13 protein-coding genes, 1 pseudogene and 1 riboswitch are annotated in these 18,757 nt (G+C 34.7%); of the genes and pseudogenes, 2 read left to right on the forward strand and 12 right to left on the reverse strand.

What is annotated here, in order from left to right:
• The 9 genes from PGC14_RS09625 to PGC14_RS09665 form a co-directional block, all read right to left on the reverse strand.
• A complete protein-coding gene (locus tag PGC14_RS09625; RefSeq protein WP_011916268.1) occupies positions 1 to 900 on the reverse strand; it encodes an ABC transporter permease in 900 nt (299 codons plus the stop codon).
• Between the two features lie 31 nt (positions 901 to 931).
• Positions 932 to 1,864 (reverse strand): ABC transporter ATP-binding protein, encoded by a 933-nt coding sequence (locus PGC14_RS09630; protein WP_011916267.1) that lies wholly within the window; start codon positions 1,862 to 1,864, stop codon positions 932 to 934.
• Between the two features lie 2 nt (positions 1,865 to 1,866).
• Positions 1,867 to 4,275, reverse strand: a complete 2,409-nt coding sequence (locus PGC14_RS09635) for a hypothetical protein (protein WP_271628767.1) — start codon at positions 4,273 to 4,275, stop codon at positions 1,867 to 1,869.
• A gap of 323 nt (positions 4,276 to 4,598) precedes the next feature.
• Positions 4,599 to 5,222 (reverse strand): DUF6062 family protein, encoded by a 624-nt coding sequence (locus PGC14_RS09640; protein ID WP_271629878.1) that lies wholly within the window; start codon positions 5,220 to 5,222, stop codon positions 4,599 to 4,601.
• A gap of 81 nt (positions 5,223 to 5,303) precedes the next feature.
• Positions 5,304 to 5,382: riboswitch (Fluoride riboswitch) on the reverse strand.
• A 59-nt stretch (positions 5,383 to 5,441) separates the two neighbouring features.
• Entirely contained in the window at positions 5,442 to 7,502 is a 2,061-nt protein-coding gene (locus tag PGC14_RS09645) for an endo-1,4-beta-xylanase (RefSeq protein ID WP_271628768.1), read from the reverse strand.
• 28 nt (positions 7,503 to 7,530) lie between these two features.
• On the reverse strand, positions 7,531 to 8,730 hold the full coding sequence (locus tag PGC14_RS09650; protein WP_271628769.1) for an ROK family transcriptional regulator: 1,200 nt from the start codon (positions 8,728 to 8,730) through the stop codon (positions 7,531 to 7,533).
• Positions 8,731 to 8,815: 85 nt separating this feature from the next.
• Positions 8,816 to 9,643, reverse strand: a complete 828-nt coding sequence (locus PGC14_RS09655; RefSeq protein WP_271628770.1) for a carbohydrate ABC transporter permease — start codon at positions 9,641 to 9,643, stop codon at positions 8,816 to 8,818.
• Positions 9,644 to 9,681: 38 nt separating this feature from the next.
• Positions 9,682 to 10,572 (reverse strand): carbohydrate ABC transporter permease, encoded by an 891-nt coding sequence (locus PGC14_RS09660; protein WP_271628771.1) that lies wholly within the window; start codon positions 10,570 to 10,572, stop codon positions 9,682 to 9,684.
• Between the two features lie 156 nt (positions 10,573 to 10,728).
• A complete protein-coding gene (locus PGC14_RS09665; RefSeq protein ID WP_422653041.1) occupies positions 10,729 to 12,009 on the reverse strand; it encodes an extracellular solute-binding protein in 1,281 nt (426 codons plus the stop codon).
• A 328-nt stretch (positions 12,010 to 12,337) separates the two neighbouring features.
• Between PGC14_RS09665 and PGC14_RS09670 the strand changes: the two genes are divergently transcribed.
• On the forward strand, positions 12,338 to 13,000 hold the full coding sequence (locus PGC14_RS09670) for a hypothetical protein (protein ID WP_271628773.1): 663 nt from the start codon (positions 12,338 to 12,340) through the stop codon (positions 12,998 to 13,000).
• Between the two features lie 10 nt (positions 13,001 to 13,010).
• Complete coding sequence (locus PGC14_RS09675) at positions 13,011 to 13,685, forward strand: endonuclease III domain-containing protein (RefSeq protein WP_271628774.1); 675 nt, start codon at positions 13,011 to 13,013, stop codon at positions 13,683 to 13,685.
• Positions 13,686 to 13,716: 31 nt separating this feature from the next.
• Here the strand turns inward: PGC14_RS09675 and PGC14_RS09680 are convergent.
• From PGC14_RS09680 to pulA, 3 genes and pseudogenes are all read right to left on the reverse strand, one after another.
• Positions 13,717 to 14,070 (reverse strand): annotated as a pseudogene (locus PGC14_RS09680) (CBM20 domain-containing protein); the annotation flags it as partial.
• A gap of 50 nt (positions 14,071 to 14,120) precedes the next feature.
• Positions 14,121 to 15,338 carry an RNA-guided endonuclease InsQ/TnpB family protein gene (locus PGC14_RS09685; protein WP_271628776.1) on the reverse strand — a complete coding sequence of 406 codons (1,218 nt, stop codon included), beginning with the start codon at positions 15,336 to 15,338 and terminating at the stop codon, positions 14,121 to 14,123.
• A 47-nt stretch (positions 15,339 to 15,385) separates the two neighbouring features.
• The gene (gene pulA / locus PGC14_RS09690; RefSeq protein ID WP_271628777.1) at positions 15,386 to 18,487 is read right to left on the reverse strand and encodes a type I pullulanase; all 3,102 of its coding nucleotides are present in this window, start codon (positions 18,485 to 18,487) and stop codon (positions 15,386 to 15,388) included.
• Positions 18,488 to 18,757 lie beyond the last annotated feature (270 nt).

The following is an 18,757-nucleotide window of genomic DNA, read 5'->3' on the forward strand; positions in this document are numbered from 1 at the left end:
TCAAACACCTTTAGCCCTTGCTTTTTTTCTGAAAAACCCTCTTCTTAAAGGATTTAAAAAGTAACTACTAAGAGCTATATTAATAAATGTTCCTATCAAACAAAGCAAAAAGTGAACCTGGTAACCTTTTACTTTATAACCGTACGTAAAAAACAAGTCGCCTCTTCCAATTTGGGTAAATATATATTCTACCAACGCAAAAAGAGGGCTCAAAGAGGTAAGCAAAAGTTTTATCAAATCATCCTTCCTTGTCGGCTGAGATGGTAAAGCACTAATTACATCTGACAAAGCTACTACTGAAATGTAACTGATCAATACTATAACAACTACAAGGACAATTACCGCTACTGTTGCACTAATACTTTTTTTGAGCACTGTGGACATTAAAAGCCCTAAGGACCCATAAAATAAAATCAACACAAAGATATATACAAACATGCCCAATATATCTTGAAATTTCATAAGGCCATAAAGATAAAGTAAAGCATATACCGGAAAGGTAGCAAAAAATAGAATTATAACCTCACCTGCCGCTGCAATCATCTTACCTATTACTATTTCAAAGTTGCTCATGGTAGTTGAAAGAAGAATGTCGAGAGTCTGATTTTCTCTTTCCTTAGCTATCGCCTGTGAGGTTAAAATAACCATCAACATACCAAAAAAAGCTGTTAAAAGTATAATTAAAAATATCTGAAAGCCTATTGCATTAGTTTTATATATTTCAACCTCAACAAACTCCTTGGCAAAGTTTTTCAAAAAAATAAAACTGAAAACTGTTATCAATAAAAGCCAGCCTGCCAGCGTCAAAGCAAATTTCATGCTTCTTGTTCTTTGTTTTATCTCTTTTGTGACAATTGGATTTGCAAATATTGAGTTTAAAAATTTATTTACTCTTTGCAAAACCTCACCACTCCTTTGCCTAACAAAATCTTCAGTTTTCAACTGCTTGAATTGCTTTCATAAACGCCTCTTCCAAACTGCCTTCAACAAGTCCTACTTCACACACCCTTGCTCCTCTGTCAATCAAGCCTTTTATAAGCAAGAAAATATCATTGTCATTGCCATCAAAGCTCAAAATGTACCCATTTTCTATTACCTGAACATTCGATACAGCAGGAAATTCCTTAAATACTGTAAGTGCTTCTTCAAAATCCTCTGCAAACCTTACCTTTATCCTCTTTGTACCATGAGCTAACATTGTAATTTGTGCAATATCCCCCTGAGCAACCATTCTGCCTTGATTTATTATCCCCACATGCGTACAAAGTTCAGAAAGCTCTGGTAATATATGTGAACTTATTATAATGGTCTTTCCCATATCTTTTAGGTTTTTTAATATCTCTTTCATCTCAATTCTTGACTGCGGGTCCATTCCAGAAGCCGGTTCATCAAGCACAAGAAGCAAAGGATTGTGAATAAGACATCGTGCTAAACACAGTCTCTGTTTCATACCACGCGAAAGGGAGTCAACAAAGTCATATTTTTTATCTGTCAAGCGGACAAGTTCAAGAAGGTCATCTATCATCTTTTGAGCTTTTGTACCTTTTATTCGGTATGCGTGGGCAAAAAATTCTAAATATTCATTCACTTTAAGATTATCATATACACCAAAAAAGTCAGGCATATAACCAACCAGCGCCTTTATTTTGCTTAAGTTTTTGGAGATGTCCATACCATTAATTTTAACACATCCACCGTCTGCTCTTAAAAGCCCGCACATAATCTTCATTGTTGTTGTTTTTCCAGCACCATTTGGACCAACAAATCCAAATATTTGACCTTCTTCAACCGAAAACGAAAGATTGTCAACAGCCTTTTTCTTCCCATAAAACTTTGTCAAACCCTCTATCTCCAAAAGCGGCATTTTTAATTTCCACCACCTTCTACTGAAATAAGAGGAATGCTAGCAACTGAAGAATTATCAAATCCAACTACCTTAATGCGCAATTTTCCTCTATAAAGATATTTGCCAAAATCACTTTCTGAAATTAAGATGGCCTTGCTCAAATCAACTCTATCCCATTTCTTGCTTTTGAAGTTGTAAATAAATTCATTTACATTACTTCTCCCATACAATGAATCATTTCTAACCGAGACCTTTTTAATATCTTCTAAAACACTTGCAATGTTGTATTCTATCTCTATCTCTCCTTTTCCATAATAAGATACTTGAACACCTGTTCCGTAGGAAGTTGAATTTTGGAATGTATTTTTAATAATTACCGGAACTATAATGCCATAAGGAATAACCATTTTTCCATCAACAAGCCACGTTGGTTTTATGTCAACTCTGAAAATTGCTTCACCTCTGGTCTTCACCAATTTAGAATTTACTTTCAACTGCGAATCATTGAAATTTTTGATATAACCTATTGCATAAAAATTTGAATAATTATTTTCTGGTATTGATGTTATACAAAGGTCTACTAACCTATTAATGTACATATAGTTTAATTGTCTGTTCTTGCTAAAATTGTAAAGCTGGTTTCTAATACCACTTGCAATATCAGCGCCTATATTTGAAAAGGACTTTACAACCTTAGCATAGGGTTTTAGATTCTCTACATAAGCCATGTTGTTAGACAAAAATACAAACAAATGGTTAATTTCATAGTTTGATTTATTTTCTATCTCTACAGATGGTTTTAAAATATCCTTTAAATTTAACTTCATCTCAACTAAAGGACTGGGAAGTTCATAAGTTTCTAAGTCCCTTACAAACTTTACAGAAAATGCTGGAACATTTTTAAAGATAATCTTTTCCCATGGATAATACTCAAAATCATTTGCATAATCCAAGTTTACAACAAATGCTTTGAAAGATTTGACCAATGGCCCTATCTTTTGACTGTTAGCACTTTCAACTTCTAAGCTACTCTTAATTGGAGTAAAAATCTGGTAATACTTGTTCACGATATATCCTTTCCTGTCGGTGTTGTAAACAATAAAGTTTGTTTCTGTAATGCTTGGCTGTTTTATTTTATACACATTAGCAACACCAAATATAACTCCTGTCCAAACTATACTTCCAAACAATATAAATTGCCATGTAAGGTGACGTCTATTAAACTTTTTTAGTATCAAATAGTTCCCAAAGCTAATTACAAAAATGTATATAACTATCAAAATAATTATCAAACCATTCTGAGGCCATTTTACGTTTACTGCTAAATTGTAAATTGAGTTACTTACACCCAAGGAGTAAGAGGTAGAATTTGTAATAATCCCTTGAAAAAGCTTTGAATATTCAGAATAACAACTTTGTAGTAGAAACCCTAATAATTTATCTCTCTTTTCTGCCGGTATGTCCAATTCAAATGGGTCAAATGAGGTTACCAGCACAACACCATTGCCAATTATCTTTCGCTGAATATGCAACTGACTTATCTTTTCTCCATCTTTTAAAACAAAATCCACAAATCTTGCATTATTTAAGACAATATCTTCTGAATTTTCTTCATTCGCCTCCACTGAGGTATAATTGAGCTTTTGTCCATCTAAATTAAGACTGATATCTCCCTTTTTAATACCCATAATTTTCCCTTCTAGAAAGTTATCTTTAAAAATTGACAAATTCTTTTGATAATTTTCTCCCAAGAATATAATTAACTTACCACCTCTAATAATATAATTTTTTAACGCTCTGTATTGATCAGCAGAAAGATTTGAAGTTTTATAATTATGAATTATTATGGTATCAAATCTCTCTAATAAGGATGAGGTTATAGGAAAATTTGAACTATCCAATAAAACCACAGTGACACTGCTTGTTGCTTGTTGAGATGGCTTTATCAAATATTTTACTTTATCCTTTTGGTCTGAAAGAAGACCAATGCTCAAATTATATACTTTCTTAGGTGGGGCTATCTGCTTGCTTAAAATCACATCTCCTTTTGAATTGTAAATTTTAACATATGTTGCAGAATATATTGTGTCGCCAAAACACATTGGAAGAATAATAGACTTTTTTGAATTTGCTGCAAGCTCAAATTCCTTTGAAAAACTAAACTTTTTTTCCTTTGGTCTTGAAGCTACCGGAGTGGCAAATGCATCATTTTTGGGCTCCCACCATTCAACAGAAATTTTGCCCTTGAAGTAGTCTTGACTTTTGTTTTGCAGGGTTATCTTAAGCTCAATTAAATTGTATAAATTTACTTTGTTGTCAATTCCATACTCAATATTGGTAATTTCTATACTATTATTAGCATATGTAATACTCTTTTCTATCAGTAAAAATAAAAAAATAAATAAGACAACAACTAGCCTTTTTCTCATCTGTTTAAATCTCCTTTCACACAGGTTTATTTTTAAAGTCCTTTCAAAAATTACTACTTCATATATTGTATCAAATTTTGCCTTTTTGTCAATTATTTAAACGTACATAAAATCAAAAATGTTATGTGCTGGGCTATTAAGTAAATACATATGAAAAAGGGGCATTAATAAAGTTTTAAGCTGGTATCCTCTTATCTTAATTCAAACAATAATTTTATAAAGTTAACTTTTCATTTTACAACTCTTTTTAGCACATTTTGGCTATACCCCATTTTACCTCATTACAGCGTCATCGCAAAGTATTTGCCTGCCTGACAATGAACCTACTGCGCACCTGCCACAAACTCAACAGCCATGTGCCATGCCCTGATTTCATCAGGTGTGTAGTTGATGTGAATGTTCCGATAGTCATTTTTTTCTTTTATCTTTTCAAGATGATGCAAGATTTTGTCTATCTTAGCCCCCATAACTAACCAAAGTTCCTTTTGAACAGAGATAGAAGTTGTCTTCTCCAAAACTTGATTTAAGTGCCTTTGACATATAAAGCCTCTTTCAGCAAATGCAGACTTAAATTGAGACTGGGCAGCAAAAAAGTAGGAAAACGCTCTTGTGTAGGTATCTTCAAAGCCATTTTCCTTTTCACAAAAGACACACATATTTTGTTCTTTAGTTTTCTTTTTTCGAGGCAATATTTCAATATGGTGGTTGTTTTTAAAATTACTTAACAAGTCTGAATATATAATGGCATGGGCAAGGACATCACCTAACGACTCTAACTTTCTTGCATGCGCCGGACATATTCCTCCTTTTCTGATTTTGTCACGCAGAGTATAGTCATTTACAGATTCGTACAGAAAATCGTCAAAGAATTTGTTCATTGCCTTGTTTTTTAAATAGCAAATTATACACTTATCTTCTCTGAAGTTTTCTATCATTTCAAAATACACAATATCCAAGGTCCATCCCCCCAAAGCCTACAAAAAGGCTTAAAACTCTTTAAGAAAGCAAAAAACTCCTGCCCGCATCTTATACGGACAGGAGTTATCAGCCACAAGGTATTTGAACTTCTTGTGGCAATTTAAGGCGAACTCCATCGCCTCTATATTCACTTTTTCTTTCAATCTTTATTATATGAAGTTTTGAAATTTTAGTCAATAATTAGCTTTTTACTCTTCTGGCACAACTGATGGGTCAATCAGGCTCCAGAACGCAAACTTTGGTTGATAATCTTTGTCAAATAAAAGTGGATAGTCGCCTTTTAGCCATGAGTAATCATCTTTTAACCCCCAGAAGGTAACACTTGTAACTACATTTTTGTACTTCTTTAAAACATCAAAAATTGCTTTTAATTTTTTGGCCTGTTCAATTAGAAGGTAACGGGTATACGCATCATCACCCTCTATCATATTCTTTGCAATACTTATATCAATCTCTGTAAAATGTATCTCAAGCCTTGGAATCTTGCTAAAAAGCTTTATGGTCTCCTCGATTTCACTTACATCTGGCCAGTCAAGTGAAATATGGCACTGAAGCCCTACCCCATGAATTGGCACACCTTTTGCTTTTAGATTTTTAATTAGTTTGTATATAAACTCTCTTTTATATGGATCTTCAGTGCTGTAGTCATTGTAAAAAAGTTTTGCATTTGGGTCTGCTTCATGTGCCCAGATAAATGCCTTTTCAATGTACTCTGGCCCTAAGATATTGTACCAGTCGCTTCTTCTATATCCATCTGGCTGGTTCTCATCAATTGCTTCATTTAGAACATCCCATGCATACACCTTTCCTTTATACCTTCCAACAACTGTCTGGATATGCTTTTTTAACCTGTCTAAAAGTATCTTTTTGTCTTTTTCACTATTTGTCAGCTTTTCACCTGTTTCAGGATTTGTAAAAAACCAGCTTGGAGTTTGCTGATGCCAAACAAGAGTGTGCCCCCGTAATGAGATATTATTCTTCTTGCAAAAATCTATATATTCATCTGCAATGCTGAAATTAAAACCACTTTCATAAGGTTGAAGGCTTTCTGGTTTCATCTCGTTTTCTGGTGTTATACTGTTAAAATGTCTTTTTATCACTTCTACATCAACTGGATTTGTCAAAGCCCTATACGGCACAGCAACCCCAATCTTGAAATAGTTTTTGTACTTTTCACAAAGTGAGGGTAGATTATAATCTGGTATAGGCTGCCCCCAATTTTCATCAGTGATGGAATAAAGGTCTATATAATAAGGTATCGCAACTGCTGGCTTTACAAAAAAGTTAACATCTTTCGCAGAAAACTTGGTATCAAGGTCAAGAGTTGCAAATAGCTCTGTCCACTTTTTAGGTGTGACGTTCTGTTTTGTCAAAACAATCTCTTTTGTCGACTTTCCATCGTTTATTTTTATCCCTGCTAAGAAACTAACAGGTTCTGAACTGTCTTGGTAGACAAGCACTGAAAAATCATATGTTCTACCTTTCTGGAGCAAGCCCCTTATTGGAAAGAGAATCTTTCCATTCTTGCTCTTTTGAGATGGCTGAACCTTTAGGCTGTAAGTGCTGCTGTAAGCTTTGTCTTTTGTGAGTGCTATCTTGCAGTTTTTATCTTCGGGCAAAAAGCCGCCAGTATTTTTGTTCTCAAAATTCTCCTGTTTGAGAACATAAGCGTTTTCTAAATCCTTTATTGCAAGCAGGTCAATGTAAAAAGAATCGCTTTTGCTTGTTGGCATATTTACAATCAAATTAATTTTCTTAGCCTTCTTATAATTATAGGCCTGGATTTTTCCACTTACCCTTGTCCATATGTTTGGCAATAACACCTTTTCAGCAACAATAAGTTGGTTTTTACCACTTGAATCTAAAATCTCTAAGGTTGCAGAAATTCTTTGAAGCTTTTTTGTAGCCTGCATTGCATAAAAAGAAATTTCATACTCTCTTGAGAAGTCTAAAAGTTTTGTAATATCAACTACAACTCCATCACTTACATTTTTTCTCCCTGATACCAGTACTGAATAAAGACCTTCTGCACGAGCAGAATTTGTAATCTTTAAAGTTACACTGGAAGAATATTTCACTAATGGAGAGACACTTTTGCCTTCAAAGTTGTACTCAATGTATTTCTTTTTTGAACTTGCCTGCTCGGCAGATGAATAAGTTATAAATTTTAAAGGTACAATACTACTTATTACAAACAACAAAGCAAGAATAAAACCTAACTTTCGACTTTTTAACCTTCTAACTACCATATAAACACTCCTTTTTAAAGTTTGCTTTTTAAACATAATCAGGAAATGCAAGCATATCAGAAATCACCATTGCAACACAACCTAAAACGCAAGCTCTGTCTTTTAGCTTTGAAACTTCAACCCTCACATGATGGTATTGTGTAATAAATGACCTTTTGAAGACAATTCTCCTCAGTTCTTCTAAAAACAAGTCACCCACAAATGAAGCCTTATTACCTATTATAACTATATCTGGGTTAAATATATTGACCAAATTTGCAATACCTATTCCAAGCTTGTTAGCAATATCTTTTATAGCGTGCAATGCAACCTTGCTTCCCAGTTTTGCAGAATCTATTATGTAACTTGCATCCAATTTATCAACATTCTTTTTGTTTATATACTCATCCTCCCAGCCGCTTTCAACAATTTTTTGAATAAGACTCAAAAGTGCCCTTTCTGAAGCAAAATTCTCTAAGCAGCCCACATTGCCACAACTACATACGTTATCATTAAAATCAATAGTTGTGTGCCCAACCTCTCCCGCAAATCCTTTTGCACCTCTGTAAATCTCATCGCCAATGACAATACCAGCACCAATTCCTATGCCAACACTCACATATACAAGGTGAGAAACATCGCCCCAGTCACCAAACCACTTTTCACCCAAAGCACCTGCGTTTGCTTCATTGTCAATGTAAACCGGTAGATTAAATCTCTCTTCAACCATTGCTTTTAAAGGTACATCTTTCCATCGGAGATTAGGAGCAATAAGGACTGTGCCTGAGGTTTTTTCAACAATACCTGGGACTCCTATGCCTATGCCCAAAATTCCTTTTTGTGTCTGTGGAGCCACTTTTATGGCCTCGCTAATTAATTCATAAAGAACCTCCAAAATTCTCTCTTGAGTTTCCCCAAGTCTAATGTTTACGCTCTTTTCCCAAACTATCTCGCCAATAAAGTTTGTTAAAACCAAGTGAATATAGTTTACTCCAAGGTCAATCCCAATTATGAGCCCAACATTTTTATTTACCTCAAGTAAAACCGGCCTTCTTCCACCTTTCGAATGACCATAACCTTTTTCTATGACAAACCCTTCTTTTATAAGCTCATCTGTCAAATTTGAAACAGTGGCTTTATTTAAATCTACAAGTCTCGAAATCTTTGCTCTTGAGATTGTCTTGTTATCCAGTATAGTTTTTAAAACTAACAGTTTATTGATTTGTTTCAGTAATGTATGATTGCCCATTTCTTCATGTCCTTTTTTAAAATGTGTTTGGAAATTATTATAACTCAAAACTTTATGTTCATGAAATATTCTTCATTAAAACATTTTAACCTTTTACAGCACCTGCCATCATGCCTTTTATAATCTTGTCTTGACCTAAGACATAAGCTATTAGCATCGGCAAAAGTGATAATGTCAAAAACGCCATTATAGCTGGAATGTCTGAACCATATTTTGCCTGAAAATCCCATATGCCAAGTGGTAAAGTTCTTTTTGTTGGTGAACTTGTCAAAACCAATGCAAACACAAACTCATTCCAAAGATATGTCCCGTTGTAAATACCAACAGTTATTAAAGCTGGGGTGGACAAAGGCAGTAAAATATCAGAATATAGCCTGAACATTGAACAACCGTCTATTTTAGCAGCTTCCTCAAGTTCAATAGGTATTTCACGCATAAACTCAGTCAAAATAAAAATCGACATGGGTAAACTCAGAGCAACATATGGCCCAATTAAAGCAAACACTGTATCATAAAGTCTAATCTTGTTTGTAAGTACATAAATTGGTATCAGGGTTACATGAATAGGTATCGCCATCCCTGCAATTATAAGCGAATACAATACATTGTTGAGTGCAAATTTAAACCTTGAAAAAGCAAAAGCCGCCATTGAAGATATTATTAAAATTAGAACAACTGATATAGATACTGCTATTATACTGTTTTTTAAATACGTAAAAAAATTGCCTTCAAGCACCGTAGAAAAATTCCCAACAGTTGGTTGCTTAGGTATTTGCCAAGTGTTTCCAGATAAAAGTTCTGACTGCGTTTTAAAAGAAGTAAACAACATAAACAAAAATGGAACATCTGCAATTAATGTCCATACTGCTAAAAATATAAAATACCACTTTTTGGTCTCCTTTAATGAATTCATTGTATTTCTAACCCCCCTTAAAATGTCAGGATGTAAAATTATTCTCCTTTTTTCTTGATTACAAAATAAGCAAAGATACCCGCAGTTGTAATTATTAAAAACATAGCAGATGCTATTGTGCTTCCATACCCCATCTTAAATGAAGCAAAAGCATTTTTGTACATATACGTTGCCATAAGTTCTGTTGCATTTGAAGGTCCACCTTCTGTCATAACGTAAATCAAATCAAAGTATTTCAATGAACCAATTAAAGACAAAATACAAGCTGTTTTTATAGAAGGTGCTAAAAGAGGAAGTTCTACTCTCCAAAAATACTGTCCCTGTGTTGCACCATCTATTTTTGCAGCTTCATAAAGTTCTTGAGGTATATTTGAAAGAGCTGCTATGAAAAATATCATATAAAAAGGTATGTATTGCCAGCATATAACAGCCACTACTGAATAAAAAGCTACCTTTGGGTCACCGAGCCAATCTTGATTTAAAGAATCGAGATGCAAAAAACTCAGTATTCCACTTATAAGCCCAAAATTCGGATCATATATATATTTGAACAATACTCCTATAGCAACAGATGACATAAGCATTGGAAGGTAAAAAAGAGATTTAAATACATTAAACTTTTTTCCACCCCTATCAAGCAAAACGGCAATCAGTATTGCGATTGGCATTTCAATTATTATTGACAAAAATATAAACTTAATGTTGTTGCCAAATGCGTGCCAAAATATGCTATCGTGAATAAGATCTTTCCAGTTTTTAAGACCAAGATACAGTTTCTGAGGTGATACCCCATCCCATTCATACAGGCTCAAATCAAAAGACATTATTATTGGCCATATAATGTATATACCAATCAGTATTAAAGCTGGAGCTAAAAATAATAATATTCCCAAATTTTGGAACAGCTTTGCAGATTTATCTCTTTGCAACTTTCCCTTTCCTCCCTTTTATGTAATACATATTTATATTTCCCATTATTTCTTATTACAAAAAGTGGATTGGTATCAGCCAAAGCAAAGCTCTAGCTAATACCAATCCACATTATTTCAGCTTGGTAAGCTAATTTTTTTAATTATTTCTTATATTTATTTCTTAAAATAATCCTTCGCAGCTTTCTCCATCTTTTCAGCAGCAGCTTTTGGTGTAATTGTTAAACCAAAGAGAGATTGAACAATGTCTTTGTGGGTTTCTGCAAGTTGAGGTGGCAAATACTGATCCCACCAAAGCTGAATACTCTTTGCCTTAGCTACTATATTGTAAACTTTTTGAAGCATAGGATCAGAGAATTTCAAACCTTTTACAGGTGGAATCTGACCATAAGCAATTCTTTCTTTCACAGCCTGGTCATCAATCAAGTACTGGATCATGTTGAACGCTTCCTTTGGATATTTGCAAGATGTTGTAATAGCATAGTAGTTTGACGATGCCATACCTACTAAACTTGTCGGGTCACCTTTTCCACCTTTAATATTTGGGAATGGGAAGAAATCAAGATTTTTCTCATAAAACTCCTTCTTTTCAGCTTTAACTATTGGTATTTGCCATGTTCCCATAAGCTCCATTGCAGCCTTGCCAGAATACAAAAGCATTCTTGATTGTCCTGTATCCCAGTCAAGACCATTAAACCCTTTTGGAAATGCTCCCATCTTAACAAGCTCTTGAAGCATCTCACCTGCTTTTATAAATGGCTGATCAGCAAAACTTCCACCTTTTCTTTCAGCTGCCTTTTCAAATGCAGAAGGCCCCGCTAATTTATTTACAAGATTCCAATACCAGAAACAACCCGGCCATTTAGTTTTGTTTGCAAGTGTTATAGGAATTATTCCTTTTGATTTTAATTTTTTTACAATATTTAGAAATTCATCATATGTTGTTGGAACTTTTAAATTATATTTCTTAAATATTTCTTTGTTGTACCATACAAGTGCAACACCAGCACCTTCAACTGGAACTGCCCAAATCTTGTTGTTATAAGTGATTGGTCCAAAAGCAGCCTCAACAAATCTGTTTTTGTAGTTGTTTTCATTCATATAAGCTGTGATATCTTTTACCTTACCTGCTCTAACATATTCAAAGAAAGGACCTCCACCCCACGTAACAAATACGTCTGGTGCCTGATTTGAACCCATAGCTATCTTGAGCTTTGTTTTAAATGAATCGTTCTGCAGAGGTACTACTTCGACTTTAAAATCCGGATGTGCTTTTAAAAATCTGTTTACCTGATTTTGGATCATTTTCTTACCAACTTCGTCTGTTGTAATGTGCCAAAACACAATCTTTTTTGTGGCACCTGAAGCACTGTAAGCCTTTTCAGAGCTAAGTGATGAAGCAAAAAATACACTCAAAGCAAATACAATTACTAACAATAACGTAAGTGCTTTCTTAAAACTCTTCACACCAATCACTCCTTTTTAGTTTGTTTACTAAATAAACTAATTATATTATTTCGCCAAAAATTTTAATTTTCCTTCTTGATTTTTTATTAAATTAGCAATTTTAAACATGAAACCATAAAATTTGAGGTACTAATTTGTAAAAAAATTGTTGTACGAATTGCTGATTTTAAAAGAAGATATTTGTGAGCTTTGTGAAAAGCTTTTACTATAGGTCCTTCTTTACTTTCAGCTGCTGATTTTTCTGAAAAAATGCTTTATAATTTAATTACATAATAAAATATTTGAGGTTTGATATGAAATGAATAAAGCATTAGTCAAACTCTTTACAATCCTTGCTTTTTTACTTGTTCCTATGTATATTATCTGGGCTATTGTGGACAATACCCAGCAAACTAAAAAGATATCTTTTTCAAACAATCAAAGGCAGTATTATATTACATCAGCCAGTAAAGAAACTCCAAAGAAAGGCAGTAAGGCAAGCAATGTATATTCAACTGTATACTCTGGTACCTCAACAGAAAAGGTTTCAGATGCCATTTACATTATTAGCAGTAAAAATTCGGACGGAACTTCATCACAAAAAATCTATTACAAAAACAAAGTCTCACCATCTGAAATGAAATATTACAATCCAGTAATAAGATTTATAAAACAGCAGATTTTAGAATCCAATATATTTGAACAGGGATTATATGATGTCTATATTGAAAAAATTGATCTTTTCTCAAAGTATATAAATGCAGCTGTCATGTTCTATCCTCTTGAAGAAATTGAAAAATCAAAAAATTCTTCTATGATCGAAGGTGAAATGATTGTTTTGACACTTTATGTAGATAGAAGCAAAACTCCTGAGGAGTATTCCTTGCTCTCTGTTATAAAAGGTGAACATTCAAATGATTTTTTTAATGTCTTTTTAAAATCTGTCTACAAATTTACTGTTATAAAGAAAGGAGAAGAGTAAAACAGGAAATATGAATGTAAATTTCTCTCAAAAACTCTATGAAATATTCCAAAGATTATACGAATTTTGGGGCCCTCAAAACTGGTGGCCAGCTGAAACAAAGTTTGAGATGGTTGTTGGTGCAATCTTGACTCAAAATACATCTTGGAGTTCAGTTGAAAAAGCCATATCAAATCTCAAAAAAGCGAATATTCTGTCAATTGAAGGAATTCTGCAAACTCCCGACGAAATATTAGCTCAGCTAATTCGTCCAACAGGCTATTACAATCAAAAAGCGAAAAGATTAAAAGACTTTTGTAGTTTCTTGAAAAATGAATTTAATTCTGACTTGCAAAAGCTTTTTAGCCTTGAAATTTCAGAACTGAGAGAGAAATTGCTCTCACAAAAAGGTATAGGATATGAAACTGCTGACAGTATAATACTATATGGAGCAGAGAAGCCTATTTTTGTTGTTGACGCTTATACAAAAAGGCTTTTTCTCAGGCTTGGCTTGATAGAAAGTGAAAAAATTGAATATAACCAGCTGCAATCTATTATTATGGAAAATTTAGAACCTCAAACATCTTTGTTCAACGAGTTTCATGCACTTATTGTAAAACACTGTAAAGAGATTTGTAAGAATAAAAAGCCTGAATGCAAAAAGTGTTGCTTACACAAAATGTGTGAGGCTGGCACTTTTAAATAAAGTACCAGCCTCTATTAGAGACTAAACATTATCATTTATCAGCCCAGTTCAAAACCGTGTCGTTGACTGTCATCTTTCCGCCGCCTTCATCTGTAACTGTTAGTTTTCTGTTCTCTATCTCTTCTTTATTTGCACCTTTCTCGACTGTAGACCAGCTACCTCTTGTGTATTTGTATTCGAATGTATCACCTGCGTTAAGTTTAACAATCACAGTATATGTTCCGTCTTGCAATCTTACAAGTTCTATTGCTCCATCCTTATCTCCTGGATTCCAGTCAGAAAGTCCAGCTTTTCCAAGCGAACCTGCCAAATAGATAACATCATCATCTGTCCCAGCTGGAACTTTTACATTGAATGTAACTTCAATATTTCCATTACCGTGAACCACCGTCCACCTATAGAGGTAGAGGTTTTTGTGAGAAGTTTGGTAGCATCTTAAGCTACCCTTATTCTCACAGGGTGGTTCACACACCCACTACTGGTTATCTGCTTCTTCGCAGACTCACCAGCTACTTTCACAAGTATATTTATCGCTCCATTTATATCCGCATTTACTACATACCCACAATTCTTGCATACATACAATCCCCTGTATCTTCTGCTACTTTTGCTAATATGCCCACACCTGCTACATCTTTGTGATGTATAGCTCTCATCCACTTCCATATACCTTATACCATAATTCATGCACTTTGATTTTAGCTTCCTCTTGAACTTATCATATGGTATCCCCACAAAATTTTGATTGTTTACAACCCCAAGGTCTATCCCCTGCTTTATACCTTTCATTCTGCCAACAACTACTGTACCTATTTGATTGTCCAAACAGTGCTTGATTATCAAACTCACAGCTTGATTCAAAAAGTTGTCAATTATATGCTGCCTTTTGCGAGAAACTAAAGCAAGTTTTCTGCCACATTTTATCCCTTGCTTGCTGTAAATCGACTGAAGTCTTGCTCTTTGTTTGTTGTACCATCGGTTGACTGATTTTAAAAACCTGCCCTCTATCAAAAAGGCAGTCCCGATGGTATCAACCACCGCCGCAAAATTGTCAAGCCCTAAGTCTATCCCTAAATACCTGCTCAAATCAAAAATACTCAGCTGCTGCTTATCTTCATACACATACTCAATCTCAAACCATCTACCACCCAGCCTTGGCACTATCCTGACTTCCTTAATTTTCTTACCCAAAACCGTAGCTGGCAGGTCAAAATACAGGTACCTTACACCAAACTCTTTTGCAAAACCCCTGCCAAGACTCAATCGTACTTTTTTCCCCTCTGTCTTGAACTGGTCCTTCGGAAAAACTATCTGATACACCCCATCCTTCGGCAGGTATTTGGGCATTGAAACTCTTTCTTCTACCTTCCCTTCTTTTTTGGCTTTCAAAAGACCCAGAAAAGACTTAAAAGCTTCATCCACTGAAATAAGTGTTTGCTGGGCAACCTGCGATGGCAAAAGTCTATAGTTTTCGTTCTCTTTCACAAGATGATATACACTCTCATATCGCAGATATTCCTGAGTTTTAAAGTAGTGTTGCCTTATATGGTACAGAGCATAGTTGTACAGATTTTTTGAGAAGTGGCAAAGCTGACGTAGCAGTCTGTATGTTTGTTTATCACACCTTATATGATTTTTCTGTGTTTTGTACATTTGAAATCACCTGAGGAATATTATATCATATTTTTAGCAATTCATCTTTATCTTATAGAAGATGGAGTCTCTTGCTTAATTTTTTGATAAACTTTTGGAACTGCTACTGTGCTTGAGCTTTCTAATGATACAGGGTCCTTACCGGTTACTTTAGTAAAACCTTGCGGAAATTCATTGCTCTTGTATGCAACAAACATTGAAATTGGTGCAACCAATGCTTTGCCAGCAACAAAGTTTGTAAGATTCTTAATTGGTGTTGTGCCAACTTCATCTCCATTTGCAACAACAACCCAGTTCCCCTCTGGCAATGTGACCTCTTGTACTTTCTTTGTTGAGTTGTAAACAACTATAATGTCATTCCATGTATCTTTTGGATATGTGAGTCTGAATCCTAAAGTCCCCTTTGGTGTTTGGATAAATGTGAGATATTTTTGGATATCTTCTGCAGTTGTCATTCTGAAGGCTGGATGAGCTTTTCTTAGTGCAATTAAACCTTGATAGTACTTAAAAGTATTGTACCACTTTACTTTCAAGTTCCAGTCATATTTGTTTATTTTGTCACCCGCATTATATGAGTTGCTGTTCATATATTTTGTTCTGTTGAATTCAACTCCACCGTGTAAGAATGGAACACCTTGTGCTGTCAAAACGATTGCATTTGCAAGTCTACCCATCTTATCTTTGATATAATCTGGTTCATTTGGAACACTCTTTTGAAGTTTGTCCCACAGTGTTAGGTTGTCATGTGCTGAAACATAGTTAATACACTCATCAGGGTCTTTTGCAAAGTCACCAAGTCCGCCTTGGATACCTCTTTTCAAGTCCTCAAGCCTGTAAGAATAGTTCCCCTGCATAAAGCCCTTGGACTCGTTGTCAAGATTACCCCTTATAGCCTCTCTAATCCTGTCATTAAATAGCCCTATGTGTAGTCCTGCCTGGTTGAATGAGCCTATTTCCATTCTAAGTGATGGGTCAAGCGGTGATGCACCTGCCATCCAACCTTCACCATAAATTACTGCTGATGGATTAATTTTTCTTACTTCTTCTTGTGCTTTTGCCATAGTAACCCTGTCTATTGCTGCCATTAAGTCAAATCTAAAACCATCTATGTGATATTCTTTTGTAAGGTATGTCAATGAATCAATTATAAACTTTCTTACCATCGGCTTTTCTGTTGCAATTTCGTTGCCCACACCTGAGCCATTGGAGTAGTTACTGTCTTTGTCTTTTCTGTAAAAGTACCCTGGCACTATCTTGTCAAAAATTGAGAATTTAGCATCTCCTATCTGGAATGTGTGGTTAAATACAACGTCTTGAATAACACCTATTCCTGCCTTGTGCAGAGCCATAACCATCTGTTTGTACTCTTTAATTCTTGCAATTGTATTTGGATTTGTAGCATATGAACCTTCAACATTTTGATACAAAACAGGATCATATCCCCAGTTATAGCTTTTGTCAGGATTTGTCTCATCAACCGAAGCAAAGTCATATGTTGGAAGCAGATGTACATGGGTTATACCAAGCTCTTTTAAATGGTCAATACCTGTTTTCATGCCATTTGGTCCTTTTGTACCTGTTTGTGCAAATCCTAAATATTTGCCTCTAAATTCTGGTCTTACACCACTTGAAGCATCTATTGTAAAGTCTCTTACATGCGTCTCATAAATTATTGCATCTTCTTGGTTTTCAAGCTTTATAAATGTATCTTTCTCCCAGCCAACAGGGTTTGTATCTTTGGGGTCAAAAATTAAAGTTCTTTCAGAGTTTGCCGAAGTTGCCCTTGAATATGGGTCTGGCACAACATATTTTCTGATTGTATCGTCGGTTATAGAGTTAGAAGCATGCCAAACTTCATATTGGTAGTATTTCCCTTTCAAATCTCCATTTATCTTAAGATACCATGTTCCGTTGACAGACTGCTCCATTTCATACTCTTTATACTTGGTAGTTTTATAATCATCATAGAGTCTTAGTATAACTCCAATTGCTGTCGGAGCCCACAATCTGAATGTTGAATAAGCTTTTGTATATGTGCATCCCAAATCGTTGCCTTTATAGTAATACTTCGGATTGTCTAATATATTTCTTGCCTGAGCAATTGTAGACTTAAAGCCATCCTTAGAAACAACATATGGTACCTGCGGCTCAAGTTCTTCCTCAGTTGTAATCTTAAAGGTATCAACTTTTGTTATCTTTTCATTACCTGTGTAAAGCTCCTCAATTACTTTGTCATTTCCCATTCCATCTGGGTACCACTTTGCAGATGTACCATCCCATGATGTGAACTTGAACTTAGCACCAATTACAACGCCGTCTTTGCCAAGTTCTTTCACAAGCTCATAGTACCCTTTCTGCGCATTCCATGTCATTTTCCATTCAGGAAGTGGTTTATATTTTCCTTCTGGAGAAGCTGTTCCGCCCCAGTCGTTCATAGTTCCTGATACGTATACATCAAGTTTACCAGTTGTATCTGTGAACTTAAAATCACCTGCACCTGGTTTTAAGACAAATCTTACCTTTGTGCCGCCATCAATGAGCTCATACCCTGCTTCTTCTGGCTTAAAATTCTTATTTATCTTGGGCAAAACTGGCTCAACTTTTTTGATAGGAATTTCTTCATAAAATGCCGTAACTTTGAACCCTTGAGTTTTGTTATTTGGAAGAATATCTGCTTTCTTCGCAAGCTTTACAACGATTGTATTAAGTCCATCAATGAAAGCTGTCATCTTAGGAGTTTTTTGAGGCTGGGATGTGTAGATTTGCTCTTCTCCTTCAATTAGCCAAACCTCTTTTGTTCCGTTGATGTTAGAGATGAATCTGTCAAATGCAACATCTTTTGCTTCCCAATTGCCCTTTCTTACGATAATACCCACTTTAGTTATTTTGCCAGGAAGCTCTACAACTGCTTTCACACCAAAGTCATCTTTAGAAGTAAACTCATACGCTTTCCCTTCTGCCCCAACCGGCTCAACAGGCCAGATCCAGAGGTTCCAGCCCTGATAGTCTTCATTATAACGGTAGTAGTGAATGATGAGAGTGGTCTTTTCATCTGCAGCAAAAATTGAAAGTGGCAAAATGATTGAAACTAAAAAGCTCAAAACAATTAAAACTGACATCAAACGTTTGCTCAAGTTAGTTTTAATCATCAGTATAAACCTCCTTTAAATTGGATTAAGAAATAAGGAAAGCTAAGTTTAAATTAAGGTTTATACACAAATTAAAATTGACAATTAAAAAATTTGAAGAGGTTAAAAGTTTATGCAAATGTTTGCTTGGCTTTGTTTTGATTATATAATTTCTGATGAAAATTGTCAATATGCTGCAGATTGCATATTTTAGTTGCTCAAATTTATGAATAATATACAAAGATAAATAGAGTTATTCAAAAACAATAATTTTGAATAACAACTAATATC

The organism is Caldicellulosiruptor sp. DIB 104C (assembly GCF_028198085.1).
GTDB classification, from domain to species: Bacteria; Bacillota; Thermoanaerobacteria; order Caldicellulosiruptorales; family Caldicellulosiruptoraceae; genus Caldicellulosiruptor; species Caldicellulosiruptor saccharolyticus.